12 protein-coding genes and 1 pseudogene are annotated in these 14,139 nt (G+C 71.1%); 6 read left to right on the top strand and 7 right to left on the bottom strand.

Annotation, left to right across the window (positions count from 1 at the left end; genetic code table 11):
- Positions 1–14 precede the first annotated feature (14 nt).
- From ppsA to GGE06_RS25695, 3 genes are all read right to left on the bottom strand, one after another.
- A complete protein-coding gene (gene ppsA, locus GGE06_RS25685) occupies positions 15–2,417 on the bottom strand; it encodes a phosphoenolpyruvate synthase (protein WP_184931887.1) in 2,403 nt (800 codons plus the stop codon).
- 129 nt (positions 2,418–2,546) lie between these two features.
- Complete coding sequence (locus GGE06_RS25690) at positions 2,547–3,557, bottom strand: universal stress protein (RefSeq protein ID WP_184931888.1); 1,011 nt, start codon at positions 3,555–3,557, stop codon at positions 2,547–2,549.
- On the bottom strand, positions 3,554–4,459 hold the full coding sequence (locus GGE06_RS25695) for a universal stress protein (RefSeq protein WP_184931889.1): 906 nt from the start codon (positions 4,457–4,459) through the stop codon (positions 3,554–3,556). Before GGE06_RS25695 ends, GGE06_RS25690 begins: the two co-directional genes overlap by 4 nt.
- 223 nt (positions 4,460–4,682) lie before the next feature.
- Between GGE06_RS25695 and GGE06_RS25700 the strand changes: the two genes are divergently transcribed.
- Positions 4,683–5,540, top strand: coding sequence for a universal stress protein (locus tag GGE06_RS25700; RefSeq protein WP_184931890.1), 858 nt, complete (start codon positions 4,683–4,685; stop codon positions 5,538–5,540).
- A gap of 375 nt (positions 5,541–5,915) precedes the next feature.
- On the opposite strand, the gene GGE06_RS25705 is transcribed toward GGE06_RS25700, so the two are convergent.
- From GGE06_RS25705 to GGE06_RS25715, 3 genes are all read right to left on the bottom strand, one after another.
- Positions 5,916–6,437 carry a hypothetical protein gene (locus tag GGE06_RS25705; protein WP_246532740.1) on the bottom strand — a complete coding sequence of 174 codons (522 nt, stop codon included), beginning with the start codon at positions 6,435–6,437 and terminating at the stop codon, positions 5,916–5,918.
- 81 nt (positions 6,438–6,518) lie between these two features.
- Positions 6,519–7,250 carry a helix-turn-helix domain-containing protein gene (locus GGE06_RS25710; RefSeq protein ID WP_184931891.1) on the bottom strand — a complete coding sequence of 244 codons (732 nt, stop codon included), beginning with the start codon at positions 7,248–7,250 and terminating at the stop codon, positions 6,519–6,521.
- On the bottom strand, positions 7,250–8,149 hold the full coding sequence (locus GGE06_RS25715) for a universal stress protein (protein ID WP_184931892.1): 900 nt from the start codon (positions 8,147–8,149) through the stop codon (positions 7,250–7,252). Before GGE06_RS25715 ends, GGE06_RS25710 begins: the two co-directional genes overlap by 1 nt.
- Positions 8,150–8,537: 388 nt before the next feature.
- Between GGE06_RS25715 and GGE06_RS25720 the strand changes: the two genes are divergently transcribed.
- Positions 8,538–9,137 carry a CBS domain-containing protein gene (locus GGE06_RS25720; protein WP_184931893.1) on the top strand — a complete coding sequence of 200 codons (600 nt, stop codon included), beginning with the start codon at positions 8,538–8,540 and terminating at the stop codon, positions 9,135–9,137.
- A gap of 25 nt (positions 9,138–9,162) precedes the next feature.
- On the opposite strand, the pseudogene GGE06_RS25725 reads toward GGE06_RS25720, so the two are convergent.
- Positions 9,163–9,342 (bottom strand): annotated as a pseudogene (locus GGE06_RS25725) (DUF1918 domain-containing protein); the annotation flags it as partial.
- A gap of 248 nt (positions 9,343–9,590) precedes the next feature.
- Here GGE06_RS25725 and GGE06_RS25730 point away from each other — a divergent pair.
- Genes GGE06_RS25730 through GGE06_RS25745 form a run of 4 tightly spaced genes read left to right on the top strand, consistent with a single transcriptional unit; the run spans position 9,591 to position 14,138 of the window.
- Positions 9,591–10,268 carry a CBS domain-containing protein gene (locus tag GGE06_RS25730; protein WP_132916198.1) on the top strand — a complete coding sequence of 226 codons (678 nt, stop codon included), beginning with the start codon at positions 9,591–9,593 and terminating at the stop codon, positions 10,266–10,268.
- Positions 10,265–12,067 carry an acetate--CoA ligase gene (acsA, locus tag GGE06_RS25735; protein ID WP_184931895.1) on the top strand — a complete coding sequence of 601 codons (1,803 nt, stop codon included), beginning with the start codon at positions 10,265–10,267 and terminating at the stop codon, positions 12,065–12,067. Before GGE06_RS25730 ends, acsA begins: the two co-directional genes overlap by 4 nt.
- Positions 12,067–13,131 (top strand): pyruvate dehydrogenase (acetyl-transferring) E1 component subunit alpha, encoded by a 1,065-nt coding sequence (gene pdhA, locus GGE06_RS25740; protein WP_246532741.1) that lies wholly within the window; start codon positions 12,067–12,069, stop codon positions 13,129–13,131. The genes acsA and pdhA overlap by 1 nt, the downstream gene beginning before the upstream one ends.
- A complete protein-coding gene (locus GGE06_RS25745; RefSeq protein ID WP_184931896.1) occupies positions 13,128–14,138 on the top strand; it encodes an alpha-ketoacid dehydrogenase subunit beta in 1,011 nt (336 codons plus the stop codon). The genes pdhA and GGE06_RS25745 overlap by 4 nt, the downstream gene beginning before the upstream one ends.
- The last annotated feature ends 1 nt before the right edge of the window (position 14,139 follow it).

A 14,139-nucleotide genomic window follows, 5' to 3' on the forward strand; every position in this document is an offset into this window, starting at 1 on the left:
CTTCCTGGGCACGGTCACTCCTTCCTTCGACCAGCGCCGTCTCCGAGCGCCGCCTCCGCGCGCGCCACGTGCCGTTTGACAGCAGCGAAGCTGTCCGGTGCCACGGAGATGGAGTCGAGACCCGCGTCGACCAGGATCGCGGTGAAAGCCGGATCGTCGCTGGGCCGCTGCCCGCACAGTCCGACAGGGCGGCCGGCCGCGTGGGCGCGGGCAGCGAGGGTCTGGATACTCCGGACGACGGCGGGGTCACGCTCATCGAAGACGTGGGCGAGAGCCTCCGAGTCGCGGTCGACGCCGAGGGTGAGCTGGGTGAGGTCGTTGCTGCCGATCGAGAACCCGTCGAAGCGTTCCGCGAAGTCCTGAGCGAGGATGATGTTGGCCGGTATTTCGGCCATGACGTAGACGCGCAAGCCGTTCTCACCCCGTACGAGTCCCCCCTCCGCCATCACCGCGAGCACCCGGTCCGCCTCGCCGAGGGTCCGGCAGAACGGGATCATGACGACCACGTTCGTCAGCCCCATCCCTTCACGGACCCGGCGCAGCGCACGGCATTCGAGGGCGAACCCCTCACGGTAGCCGTCGCTGTAGTACCGGCTCGCGCCGCGCCAGCCGATCATGGGGTTGGCCTCGTCGGGTTCGAAGGGCCGGCCGCCGAGGAGCTTGGCGTACTCGTTGGTCTTGAAGTCGCTGGTCCGTACGACGACGGGTGCGGGCCAGCGGGAGGCTGCGATCCGAGCGATGCCATGGGCAAGGTGCTCGACGAAGTACTGCCCGCGGTCGAGGTACCCCTCCGTGAGCCGGTCGATCACATGTCGGTCCTGTGGATCGAGTCGCTCCGGGTGCAGCAGAGCCATCGGGTGGACCTTCACCTGGTGAGCGACGATGAACTCGAGGCGCGCGAGGCCCACTCCGTCGGCGGGGAGCCGCCACCAGCGGAACGCGGCCGACGGGTCAGCCAGGTTGAGCATCACCCGGGTGTGCGTGGCGGGCAGCTCCGCGAGGTCGGTCAGGATCTCCTCGTACGCCAGCAGGCCCTCGTGAACCCGTCCGCGCTCGCCCTCGGCACACGAGACGGTCACCTGCCTGCCGTCCTGCAGAATCTGGGTGCCGTTGCCGGTTCCGACGACAGCGGGGACGCCGAGTTCGCGGCTGACGATGGCCGCGTGCGAGGTGCGTCCGCCATGGTCGGTGACGATCGCCGAAGCCCTCTTCATGACCGGTTCCCAGTCGGGGTCGGTGACGCGGGTGACGAGAACCCCGCCCTGCGGGAAGCGGTCGAGGTCGACGGGGGCGTCGAGGGCGACGACGGGACCCTGGCCGATCGCCTCGCCCACCGCGATGCCCTCCACCAGAGGTTCACCGGGAACGACGGTCAGCCGGCAGCGTCGCAGGGTCGTGGACCGCCGGCGAGACTGCACGGTCTCAGGGCGCGCCTGCACGATCCAGAGCTCGCCGGTGAGGCCGTCCTTGGCCCATTCGAGATCCATCGGGCAGCCGTAGTGCTCTTCGACGGCCGCCGCCCACGCGGCGAGCTCGCGGATCTCCGCATCGGCGAGGACGCGTTGGTTCCGCTCGGCGTCGGGGGTGTCGAGGGTGCGGGTCATTCCCGTGTCCGCGTACACGGTCTTGAGTCGCTTGCTGCCGATCCGCACATCGATCACGGGGTTTAGGGCGGGGTCCTTCATGCTGGGCTTGAACACCGTGTACTCGTCGGGATCGACCTGGCCGCTGACGACGGTCTCGCCCAGACCCCAGGCGGCGCTCACCACGATCACCTCGGTGAAGCCGCTCTCCGGGTCGAGGGTGAAGGCGACCCCGGCCCCGGCGAGGTCGGAGCGGACCATGAGCTGGACGCCGACGGAGAGGGCGACGGCCATGTGGTCGAAGCCCATCCGCTCGCGGTAGTCGATCGCTCGGTCGGTGAACAGGGACGCGTAGCAGCGCCTGCACGCCTCCAGGAGCGCATCGGTCCCACGGACGTTCAGGTATGTCTCCTGCTGCCCGGCGAAGCTCGCCTCGGGCAGGTCCTCGGCCGTCGCGCTGCTGCGTACGGCCACTTCGGGCGTCTCCCGGCCACTCTCCTCGGCAAGCCGCTCGTACGCGGTCAGGATGGCGTCCCGCAGCGGCGCGGGCAGTGGCTGTGCAAGGAAGAACGAACGGATGGCCGCCCCGACCTCGTCGAGCGGGGCCCCTTGGTGCAGACGGCCGATCTGCTCCTCGACGGAGTCGCGCAGTCCGTGGCCCGCGAGAAGTTCCTCGTACGCCTCGGCGGTGGTGGCGAAGCCCGGTGGTACGCGTATGCCGGCGGCGCCGAGCCGGTTGGTCATCTCTCCCAGTGAGGCGTTCTTGCCTCCCACCCGGCCGACGTCCGAGCGGTCCAGCTCGGTGAACGGTACGACGCGACGCGTCGGTGCCATGACATCCTCCGTGGCTCTCGGGCGCCCCTCAGTACGGGAGCGGTCTGCCGGACGGTGTCCGCAGATCGAGGGGGCTCGGCCTGCGGGGCTCTCGGGGCCGGGGGCTGATCCGGATGCGCTGCATGGTGCTCACCTCTCCGGGGAACCGGCGGACGGACCGAGGTCGTCCTCTCGACCCACCGTCCCGCGAGGAAGCCGTAGCGGCCCAGTGCCGAGCGGGTCAACGGGCCGGGGCCGGTCGGTCGTACGGAAACGGGACCGGTCGGCCCATGCCGGGTCGCCCGGCCGCTCTCCGCGCTGCGGGAAGGGGACGGTGATCACCGGGCACATGACGCGGTGCAGCAGGCCGTGGACCGTCGACCCCAGCCGCATGCCGGAGTACCCGCCACGACCTCTTCGGCCGACGATCAGGGCGAGGGACTCCTGGGACGCCAGGGCGAGTTGCTCGACCGGGTGTCCCCGAAGGACCTCTTGGAAGACGGCGACGTCCGGGTACTTCTCCGCCCACCCCGCCACCGACTCGGCCAGCAGCCGACGGCGCTCGGCCAGACCCTCGTCCGCATCGTCATGAGCGAGGAGGGAAGGGGGCCAGACCCAGACGGCGCGCAGTCGTGCCTCGCGGAGGCTCGCCTCCGCGGCGGCGAAGGCGACCGCGGCCTGTGACGACGGGCTACCGTCCACGCCGACGACGAGGGTCGGTGGGTGCACGGCGGTGTGCTCGGGTACGCGGACCACCACGACGGGGCAGGCGGCGCGCGCGGTGAGCGGGACGACCACGGAGCTCTCGCTGAACACCTCGGCCGCCCTGCCGAGACGGCGCGAGCCGACGACGACGAGTGCGGCGTGCGCCGCCAGATCGCGGAGTACGGTCGCCGGCACACCGTTCACGCGTTCCGTCGCGATCCGCAGACCAGCGTGGAGTTCCCGTACGAGGTCCTCCGCATTGGCGATCGCGGACTCCGCGCGGAGGCGCAGGGCGCTCTGGTGGGCGAGCGCGTCGTACCGGAGCCCGTTGTGGGCGGGCGGTACGGCGACGACCAGGCGGAGCGTCAGTCCTCGCCGTACGGCCTCGGCGGCGGCCCACACGAGAGCGGGGATCGACTGCTCCCGGGGGTCGATTCCGAGCAGTATCTCGTTCACAGCTCCTCAACCCGTGTGGCAAAGGTGGGTGGGACGATCTCCACCGGAGCGTGGGCGTGGTGGAGCAGGACGTGGGCGACGCGCCCCAGGGACGGGCCTGCGCCCAGAACTCGGTGTTCTCTGCCCATCACGAGCAGATCGGTGTGGGCGGTCGCCTCGACCAGGGTCCCGGGCGTACTCGTCCCCGTCTCGACGTGATGGCTGACGTTGAGCCCGGGATAGAAGTCACGTACGCGGTCGGCGAGCGCCTTGATCTCGTGCGCGCGCTGCCGCGCGATCTCGTCGAGGTCGTCCAGCATGGTCGCGACGCTGCCCACGTGGGTGAGCACGTTCCAGACGCTCACCAGTCGCAACACCGCTTTGCGGGCGTCGGCCTCGGCAGCCGCGACGAGTAGCCAGCCGACGTCCGAGGCGCCGTGCACGGCTGCCGTCACCGAGCCCGACTCGGGGCGGTCGCCGTCACCACGGACGACGATCACGGGCGTCTCGGCGCGGGCCGCCACCCCCAGACCCACGGAGCCGAGCATGAGGGTCGAGAAACCGCCGAGCCCCCGATTGCCCACCACGATCGTGCCCCTGTGGCCGGCGGCCGCCCGGAGACCGGCGACGGGCTCCTGGCGGCTCAATTCCTTCGTGACGGCAAGGTCCGGAAAGCGCTCGTGGACCGTGCTCTCGGTCTCGATCAGCAAATTTCGACCCGCTTCGCGTACTGCCTGGATCGTCTCGGCATTGGCGAAGAGGGCCCGACGGTCGGAGTCGGCGGCGTGGACGAGGTGCAGGGTCCGACCGCGTCGGTGCGCCTCGGCTGCGGCCCAGAGCACGGCCGTGCGCGCGGAGGGGGACCCGTCGACTCCCACGACGACGTTGCCGAGCTCCGGTCGAGCGGGGATCTCGCTTGTCATGGTTCCACCTCCGTACGCCCTCCGTTCGGGAGCACGTCCCAAGGGGCGACACCTCCCACGCTGACACCGTGGCCGGCCTCCCGGGGATGGGCCGTTCGGCCCCGATCGAGACCTGCCCGGCCCTGCTGCCGGGAGGCACGGGACCGCCAGCCTGAATTTCGGGACGTCCTCTCCGATCCGGGCCACGCTTGGGACGGAGCGGTCACGACTGAGGAGGCACGCCATGACGGCCCAGGTCACCGTCGGTCTCGACGGCTCGAAGGAAAGCCTCGCCGCCGTGGGGTGGGCGGCGACGGCAGCCGTGTTCCGCGAAGTGCCACTCCGGCTGGTGCACGTGGAGGAGTGGCCGAACACCCCTGAGGTGACCCTGTCGTACGCCCGAACCTTGGCCGATCGGGCCGAGAGTCTCCTGCGGGACGAGGCGGACCGCGTGCGGAAGGAACATCCCGGCCTCGAGATGCTCACGAAGCGGGCGCGTGGCCGGGCGGCCGAGGAACTGACGGCCGCCGCGAACGAGGCGGATCTGACCGTGCTCGGATCGCGTGGGCTCGGTGGCGTCCGGGGCTTCATCGTCGGCTCGGTCTCCCTTGCCGTCGTCGGCTCGGCGCGCCGGCCTGTCGTTCTTGTGCGCGCGGAGGGCGCCTCAGTGGCTCCCGAAGGCGGGATCGTGGTGGGCGTCGACATCTACCATCCGTGCGAAGCCCTGCTCGCGTTCTCTTTCAATGAAGCCGCCCGCAGGGGCATGCCGCTGCGGTTCCTGCACAGCTGGACGCTTCCCGCGTCGTACGGCTACGCGGCCGTCATGGACCCGGGGATCAGCGAGGAGCTGGGCGGCCACCTCCTCGGGGGTCTGGAGGACCTGGTGGAACCGTGGCGGAAGCGGTACGCGGGTGTGGACGTGGCGGCCACGGCGGTGGTGGGCTCGCCTGCCTACCAGCTGGTCGAGGCGTCGCAGACCGCGCAACTCGTCATCGTGGGACGACGGAGCCGGAAGGTGCCCCTCGGCGCGCATCTCGGCCACGTCGCCCACGCGGTCATCCACCACAGCCCCGCTCCGGTCGCCGTCGTCCCCTTGTTGTGAAGACAGAGGCGACTCCTGCCGCACGCGTCCGCTTCGGCGTCGGCAGAGCAAGTCGATGCGGTGGTAGCCGCGAAACAGCCCTTGCCTTGCCCGGCGTCGCAGCCCTTCTACACGGCAATGACAGCGATGACCAGGGCGGCGATGACGACGCCACGGATGGACCGCTCGGTCTATGCGGACCGCAACGCATGCACCCGGGCGCGGAAGACGCGCCAGCGTCGCTCGTTGTCGTGCACCAGGATCGCCGATTCCGCCATCAGATCCGCCGCCCGGTCGAGCAGTTCCGAAGCCGAATAGAGGTAGGCAGGGGCCGTCCGCTCGCCCCGCAGGTCGGCCCGCAGCGCCGCCGGAGCGAAGTCGACGCGGGCCAGCAGGTCAAGGGCGCGTCGCAGCAGCCGCGCGATCAGTGTCTGCAGACCCGCCGACTGCCAGTCGTCGGCAATGATCCGGTGCCGCTCCCCGAGCAGGTCGGCCAGCGCGGGATAGGCAGCCAGGCCCCCCCGCCATCTCCCACGCCTGTTCCATCGCCTCGGCCAGCCAGACGCCCGTCTGCTCCAGGTCGTCCGCCAGCAGCCCGACCTCACGCTTCAACCTCTGCAGTTCTGCCGGCTCGCCCTCCCCCTCCATGAAGAGGATCCCCGACTCCGCAACGAGCCCGGGAGCATTCAGGTCCTCCGTTCCGGCGAACGCGATCTCCGACGCATGCTCACCCACGCCGATCACGCTCCACCGGTCGGCCAGCGCCTTCAGCGCACGAGACCGCGCCTGCAGGTCGCCGGCCTGCCGCAACGGCGCCTGTGCGTAGTACTTCTCATGCTCGCGATGGAACCGCGCGAGATTGTCGATCAACTGCAGCAGCGAGTCAGGTGGGCTGACCTGCGCCTCGTCCTCAGCCATGTCGGCAGTGTGCACCAGGTCTGATGCCTACGGGCCGCCGGGCGCGCCCGGCGGCCCAGTGGATTCGAGCCTGCCTGGCGCTCAGAGATCGCTGACGGGACGGCCCTTGATCGGCTGCCCCAGGGGCGTGCCGGGCGCACCCGGCACACGGATACGGCGGCCGGTCACCCGGCGCGGCGAGAGTGTCACCACGGTGTCCCGCCCGTTCCCGGCCCACGGCTCCGAGTGGACGGCGTCCCTGATCCTCCGTACTGAGGTCGCGTCCGACACCGTTCGTGCCGGACCGACGAGGAGCACGCTCCACCCCTGGCTGAAGGCTTCGTCCAGGCGATCCTCCTCGAAGGCGACTTCCGCACCGGACGCCGCGGTGCGCGCGAGGGACGAGTCCGCTGCGGTCATGAAGACGATCTGCCCGTCGACGACCTGGTAGTTCACGGGGATCACCATGAGCCCGTCCCGTCCTTCGACGGCGATCCTGCCGACGCCGTGGTCGTCGAGCAGCTCCCAGCACTCGGCCTCGTCGATCTCCTCCATCCGTGGCCGATACCCGGCGCGGCCTCCGCCCGGCGCGAGGTCTGCCGTGGATCCAGTGAGGTCTTGGACGGTGGTCTCCAGCGCGTTCGCGAGGCGGACCAGGAATTCGATCCCCGGAGTGGGCACCCGCCCCTCCAGGTAGGCGATGTAGCCGGGCGTGGTGCCGGCCCGGTCTGCCACGTCCTCCCGGGACAGGCCAAGTTGTGCCCGCTTGGCCGCGACGCGGCGGCCGAGGTCGCTCGTGGCGTGCGGGGCGTGCCGGTCATCGGCTGTGTTCATCACGGCTCTCCTTCCGTACTCTCGGGATGCCGCTGGGGTACGACGGCGACCGGACACGTGGCGTGGTGCAGGGCTCGGTGGGCGACCCTGCCGAGCTCCAGACCGACGAGCCCGTCCCGGCGCCGGGCCCCGACGACCAGCAGGTCGGCGGCGGCGGAGCGCTCGGTCAGCACCCTGTGGGCGGGGCCCTCGAGTATGGCCCTGCGCAGGCGCACCCGGGGATGTTCGGTCACCGCGGCCTCCAGGGCCTTGTCGAGCAGTTCGGAGGACTGTTCAGCAAGGTGGATCGCGCGGTTGCCGCTCAACAGCGGGTGGTCGATCGGTTCGTGGGCCGGCCGTCGCCAGGTGCGGACGACGTCCAGCTCCGCGTCCCGGGCTGCAGCCTCACGGAAGGCGAAACGCACGGCGGGCGAGTCCACGTCGTGCTCTCCGACGCCGAGCAGCACGCGTCCATGGCGCGCCTCCAGGGCGTGCCGATCCCCTCTTACGACGACGACCGGGCAGTGAGCCCGGGCGGCCACAATGAGGCCGACGGAGCCGAGCAGAAGGTCGGCGAACTCGCCGCGCCCGCGGGATCCGACGACGAGGATCGCTCCCTCCTGCCCTTCCCTGAGCAGCGCGGTGGACGCGTCCTCGGCCAGGACAGCCGTGGCGAGAGGGAGATCGGGTGCGCGGCGCCGGGCGCGTTCGGCCGCGATGCCGACAATGTTCTCGGCGAGGATCTGGCCCGACGGCCGGTCCGTGGCCCAGGTAGGCACGACTCCCTCGTACCGCTCCCAGAGCGAGGCATGGACGATCCGCAGCGGAAGCCCGTACCGTACCGCTTCGTCGACTGCCCAGTCCAGCGCTGTGAGGCTGGGGTCGGACCCGTCGACTCCTACCACCAGGGGCGATTCCATCGCGCCCACCGCCTTTCCAGGTCGCGGGGTGGCCTGCTGCCACGCTCGCACCGGGCTGGAGGAGCCGGGTAGGGCCGGTCGGCCCCAGACTCGGCCCGCCCAGACCACTTCCCGCCCAGACCACTTGGAGAGGCGACGCGGTGACACGACAGGAGGAGGGGCCCATCCGCTTCTCGCGGATCCTGATCGCGCGGTGCACGGCTCGAACGCCGCTTCCCCGCGTCCCTGGGGCGGGCCCCTCCTCACTTTCAGGAAAGCACCGGTCGACCGGCCGGGCCAGGGCCGGCCGGGTCACGCCGTGCCCCTTTCGGCCCTTGTCGCCCGCCGCCCAGCGGCGACACCCTCGCAGGAACAGGATTCGGGGGCGCAGAAGTACCGGAGGCCGGTCATGAAGCACCCACGCACCGTCGACGACGTGATGACCCACGCGATGGTCTCCGCCAGGCTCGACGCACCGGTCAAAGAAATCGTCCAGTCCATGCGGCGCTGGGGTGTGAGCGCGGTTCCCGTGCTGTCGGCCGAGGGGAGGGTGGTCGGCGTGGTGTCCGAGGCGGACGTACTCGGCAAGGTTCCGGGAGAGGACGGCGACGGGGCGGGTCCGGTGACGGCGGGCAGTCTGATGTCGGCGCCGGCCGTCACCGTGCCGCGCGGCGCCACAATGGCGGGGGCGGCGCGGCTGATGGGGCGTGGGCGTCTCAAGCGGCTCCCCGTGGTGGACGAGGAAGGCCGCCCGGTCGGTGTCGTCAGCAGGGGCGACCTGCTCAAGGTCTACCTACGCTCCGACGCCGAGCTCGCCGAGGACGTGAGGCACGAACTCCTCACGCACCTGATCGCTGAAGGCGACGCCGCACTCACCGTACGGGTCACGGACGGGGTGGTGACGCTGGCCGGACGCCTGCCACCATCCGTATCCCCGGATCTGGCCCTGCGGCTCACCCGGGCGGTGCCCGGCGTGGTGGACGCGGCGGCGGAGTTCACGACCGCGTAGCGGCCTTCGTGTCATGCGGCGGAAAGTGCTGGACCCGCGCGTCCGGGCCCGGGAACACCAGGGTGACCCTGCCCGTGTCCGACCAGCGGACGTCGAAGGGGGGAGTGCCGTCCGCGTGGTGGAGCCCGACGATCTCACCGTCACGTCCCTCGTCCCCGACCGTGGAACCGCCCACGATCAGACGGTCGCCGACGCGAGCCCACAACCCTGCGCGGGGCGTCTCCCGACCTTGCCGTGTTTCAGTCGCAGTCATGGTCCTCGCCTCCCGGCCCGAGCGACCGGCCACGGCCCTCCCGGGACCGGTGCTCACGCCTTCCACCATGCGTCCCGATCGGCCGCTCGTCATGGGGCCGACCGTCCCGGAAGGGGACCATTCGGCACTGCCCGCGGGCCGGTTCCGCGCAGCAGGGTGAGATCTACCGGGGCCGCCTCGTCCCGTGAAGGAGGACCGTCATGCAGCACCGTACGGTTTTCGAGGTGATGACCCACAACGTGGTCACCGCCGCCCCCCAGACCCCGTTCAAGCAGATCGCCCGGCTCTTCGCCGAACACGACGTCTCCGCGGTCCCGGTCGTCGACCCCGACCGACGCCTGCTCGGCGTGGTCTCGGAGGCCGACCTGCTGCGGGCCACCGCCGAGCTCCCCGACCTGGAGGGCCGTGCGACGGGCGTCCGACTCCTGTCCCAGGAGCGAGGGATGCCCGATGCGGAGACGGCCGCCCAGCTGATGACCTCGCCGGCCATCACAGCACAGCCGAACTGGAATCTCGTCGAGACGGCCCGGACGATGCACCGCAAGGGAGTCAAGCGGCTTCCCGTCATCGACGAGACCGGTCGGCTCGTCGGGATCATCAGTCGCAGCGACCTGCTGCGGCCCTTCCTGCGCAGTGACACCGCGATCCGTGACGAGATCGAGCACGACGTCCTGGCCGACACTCTACGCCTCGCTCCCGACACCATCCGTGTGACTGTCGACGACGGAGTCGTCAGGCTCACGGGTCGCGTCGACGAACGCGCCGACGTCCGCGTGATCGTGCGGCTCTGCCGCTCGGTCGACGGAGTGGTCGCCCTGCACGAATCGATCGAGTACGCCTACGACAATCTCGCGCTCGACGTGGAGCCACCGCGATGAACGCTCTGTGGGTGGCGCCGGTCATGCCCGACTACGACAGTGCCCGGGCCACGTTCTCCTGGCGACGCGAGCGGTCCCGGCTCGCCGGGCTTCCGGACGGCGGCATCAACATCGGATACGAGGCGGTCGACCGGCACCTGCGTGAGGGCCACGGCGATCGCGCTGCGCTGCGCTGCGTCGGCCGCGACGGCTCCGTGGCGACGGTGACCTTCGCCCGGCTCGCGGCCGAGAGCTCCCGCTTCGCGCACGTGCTGGAGACGCTCGGCCTGGAACGCGGCGAGCGGGTGTTCACCCTGCTCGGCCGCCGCTTCGAGCTGTACAGCACCGTCCTCGGAACGCTGCGTGCCGGGCGAATCCTGTGCCCCCTGTTCACCGCCTTCGGTCCCGAACCCGTCGCACTGCGCATGGAGCTGGGCAACGCCCGGGCTCTGGTCACGACCCGGGAGCTGTACGAGCGCAAAGTGGCCCCGGTACGGCCCCGGCTTCCGCACCTACGACACGTCCTGCTCCTCGACCCCGGGGCCGACCCGCCCCCGGGCACCCTCTCGTTCCCCGCGCTCACGGACGCCGCGCCGGACGAGTACACGGTGCAGCCGACCGATCCGGCGGAGCCGGCGCTGCTGCACTTCACCAGCGGCACGACAGGCACCCCCAAAGGCGCGGTACACGTGCACGAGGCGGTCCTCGCCCATCACGTGACCGCCGCCTACGCCCTGGACCTGCACGAAGGCGACGTCTTCTGGTGCACCGCCGACCCCGGCTGGGTCACCGGCATGTCGTACGGCATCATCGCCCCGCTCACCCACGGCGTGACGACCGTCGTCGACGAAGGAGACTTCGCCCCCGCCCGCTGGTACGGGATCCTCGCCGACCAGCACGTCACCGTCTGGTACACGGCTCCCACCGCGCTCCGCATGCTCATGCGGGCCGCCCCGCGCAGCGGCGACCCCATACCCGCCGCGCGCCACGACCTGTCGTCGCTCCGGTTCGTCGCGAGCGTCGGCGAGCCGCTCAATCCCGAGGCCGTGCACTGGGGCCGGGAGGCACTCGGGCTTCCGGTCCACGACACGTGGTGGCAGACCGAGACCGGCGCCATCATGATCGCCAATTTCGCGGCCGATCCGGTGCGGCCAGGTTCGATGGGCCGACCGCTTCCGGGCGTCGAGGCAGCAGTACTGGCGTGCGGCGAGGACGGCCGGGCGTCGGTCACCGGCGGGCACGTCCAGATCCTTGAGGAGCCGGGCGCTCAGGGCGAGCTCGCCCTGCGGGCGGGCTGGCCGTCGATGTTCCGCGGCTACCTCCACGAACCGGGCCGTTACGAGGCGTGCTTCGCGGACGGGTGGTACCTGACCGGCGACCTGGTCAGCCGCGACGCCGACGGCTGGTACTGGTTCGTGGGCCGCGCCGACGACGTCATCAAGTCCGCGGGGCACCTCATCGGGCCGTTCGAGGTGGAGAGCGCCCTCATGGAGCATCCGGCCGTCGCCGAGGCCGGTGTCATCGGCCGCCCTGACGAGCTGGCGGGCACGATCGTCAAGGCGTTCGTGCTGCCGCGCCCCGAGTATCCGCCCGACCCCGAACTGCGGCGGGACGTCCTGGCGTTCGCCCGTCGGCGCCTCGGGCCGGCTGTCGCCCCTCGCGAGATCGAGTTCGTCGAGGACCTGCCCCACACCCGTAGCGGAAAGGTGATGCGCCGCCTGCTGCGGGCCCGCGAACGGGGCCTGCCCGAGGGCGATGTGTCGACGCTGGAGGCACCCGAACCGGCCGGAACGGCCAGGCCCTCGGGGAAGGAGTCGTGATGGCCACCGCACAGGGCGACACGTCCGCCAGGACATCGCAGACGAAGCGGCCCCGTCGCGCTCGGGGACCCGCGACGCCCGCCCTCTCCCCTGCGGCGGCCCACGACCTGGACCTGCTGCGGCAGATGCTGCTCATCCGGCGCTTCGAGGAGCGGTGTGTCGAGCTGTACAGCGCGGCAGCGATCCGCGGCTTCGTCCACCTCTACATCGGTGAGGAGGCGGTCGCCGTCGGTGTCCACCAGACGCTCTCCGAGCAGGATGCGGTCGTCTCCACGTACCGCGAACACGGCCACGCGCTGGCCCGTGGGGTACCGCCCGAGGCCGTGATGGCGGAGATGTACGGGAAGGCCACCGGGTGCAGCCACGGCCGCGGCGGCTCCATGCACCTCTTCGACGCCGGCCGCCGCTTCTACGGCGGCAACGCCATCGTGGGCGGCGGACTGCCGCTCGCGGCGGGGCTGGCACTCGCCGACCGGATGCGCGGCGATTCCAGAGTGACCTGCTGCTTCTTCGGTGACGGAGCCTTCGCCGAGGGCGAGTTCCACGAGACCGCCAACCTGGCGGCGCTCTGGGGGCTGCCCGTGCTCTTCGTCTGCGAGAACAACCTGTACGCGATGGGGACGGCACTCGCCCGCGAACACGCCCAGACGGACCTGGCGATGAGGGCGGCGTCGTACGGCATGGCGGCCTGGGCTGTCGACGGCATGGACGTACATGCCGTGGAGAAGGCGGCACGCGGAGCGGTCGAGTCGATTCGGGCCGGCAACGGACCGCACTTCCTGGAGATGCGGACGTATCGGTTCCGCGCACACTCGATGTACGACCCGGACCGTTACCGTCCCAAGGACGAGATCGAGGAGTGGAAGAAGCACGACCCCGTCACGGGACTCGCCGAAGGCATGCGCAAGGCCGGTTTCCTCGACACGGACGCCCAAGAGGCCCTGGGCCACGAGGTCATGGAGGCGATCGACCGAGCTGTCCGCGCGGCCGAACAGGCTCCCGAGGAGCCGACCGAAGATCTGCTGCTCCATGTCACGGGCCGACACGAGGAGGTTCCGTCATGAGCACGCGTACACGACCGCGGGCGCATCCCGACGACGGCACCACCACCTTTAGGGAGGCCCTTCGGGAGGGCCTGCGCGAGGCGTTGGCGTCGGACGACCGGGTCTTCCTGATGGGCGAGGACGTGGGCCGCTACGGCGGATGCTTCGGCGTGAGCCTCGGCCTCCTGGAGGAGTTCGGCCCCGATCGTGTCCGCGACACCCCTCTCTCGGAGTCCGCGTTCGTCGGAGCGGGGATCGGCGCCGCCCTGGCCGGGATGAGGCCGGTCGTGGAGATCATGACGGTCAACTTCAGCCTGCTGGCGCTCGACCAGATCCTCAACAACGCCGCCACCCTGCGGCACATGTCCGGCGGACAGCTCGGCGTGCCGCTGGTGATCCGCATGACGACGGGCGCGGGACGGCAGCTGGCCGCTCAGCACTCCCACAGCCTCGAGGGCTGGTACGCCCACATCCCCGGCCTCCGTGTCCTGGCGCCGGCCACGATCGACGACGCCCGCCATCTGCTGTCCGCCGCGCTGACCGATCCGGACCCGGTGCTGCTCTTCGAACACGGCAGCCTCTACAACGCGGCCGGCACGCTCGACCCGGCCGTCCACGAGGTCGACCTGGACCGTGCGGCCGTCCGCCGCGCGGGTGACGACGTCACCGTCGTCGCGTACGGCGGTTGCGTGCCCAAGGCCCTCGAAGCCGCAGAGGAACTGGCGGGTGCGGGGATCAGCGCGGAAGTCGTCGACCTGCGGTCGCTGCGGCCTCTGGACGACGCCACGATCGTCGGCTCGGTCCGGCGGACCCACCGGGCCGTCGTGGTCGACGAGGGCTGGCGCAGCGGCAGTCTGTCCGCCGAGATCGAGTCGCGCATCTGCGAGCAGGTGTTCTTCGACCTCGACGCACCCGTGGAACGGGTCTGCAGCGCGGAGGTCCCCATCCCCTACGCCCGCCGGCTGGAGGAGGCGGCACTCCCCCAGCCGGCCGGAATCGTGGCGGCGGCCCGCCGGGCGGTGAGCTGAG

The organism is Streptomyces nymphaeiformis (assembly GCF_014203895.1).
Classification (GTDB): Bacteria; Actinomycetota; Actinomycetes; order Streptomycetales; family Streptomycetaceae; genus Streptomyces; species Streptomyces nymphaeiformis.

Excerpts from the sequence above, each read along its gene's own strand:
- ppsA (WP_184931887.1), bottom strand. The coding sequence starts at position 2,417 with ATGGCACCGACGCGTCGCGTCGTACCGTTCACCGAGCTGGACCGCTCG.
- GGE06_RS25695 (WP_184931889.1), bottom strand. The coding sequence starts at position 4,459 with ATGACAAGCGAGATCCCCGCTCGACCGGAGCTCGGCAACGTCGTCGTG.
- GGE06_RS25700 (WP_184931890.1), top strand. The coding sequence starts at position 4,683 with ATGACGGCCCAGGTCACCGTCGGTCTCGACGGCTCGAAGGAAAGCCTC.
- GGE06_RS25705 (WP_246532740.1), bottom strand. The coding sequence starts at position 6,437 with ATGGCTGAGGACGAGGCGCAGGTCAGCCCACCTGACTCGCTGCTGCAG.
- GGE06_RS25710 (WP_184931891.1), bottom strand. The coding sequence starts at position 7,250 with ATGAACACAGCCGATGACCGGCACGCCCCGCACGCCACGAGCGACCTC.
- GGE06_RS25715 (WP_184931892.1), bottom strand. The coding sequence starts at position 8,149 with ATGGAATCGCCCCTGGTGGTAGGAGTCGACGGGTCCGACCCCAGCCTC.
- GGE06_RS25720 (WP_184931893.1), top strand. The coding sequence starts at position 8,538 with ATGAAGCACCCACGCACCGTCGACGACGTGATGACCCACGCGATGGTC.
- GGE06_RS25730 (WP_132916198.1), top strand. The coding sequence starts at position 9,591 with ATGCAGCACCGTACGGTTTTCGAGGTGATGACCCACAACGTGGTCACC.
- acsA (WP_184931895.1), top strand. The coding sequence starts at position 10,265 with ATGAACGCTCTGTGGGTGGCGCCGGTCATGCCCGACTACGACAGTGCC.
- pdhA (WP_246532741.1), top strand. The coding sequence starts at position 12,067 with ATGGCCACCGCACAGGGCGACACGTCCGCCAGGACATCGCAGACGAAG.
- GGE06_RS25745 (WP_184931896.1), top strand. The coding sequence starts at position 13,128 with ATGAGCACGCGTACACGACCGCGGGCGCATCCCGACGACGGCACCACC.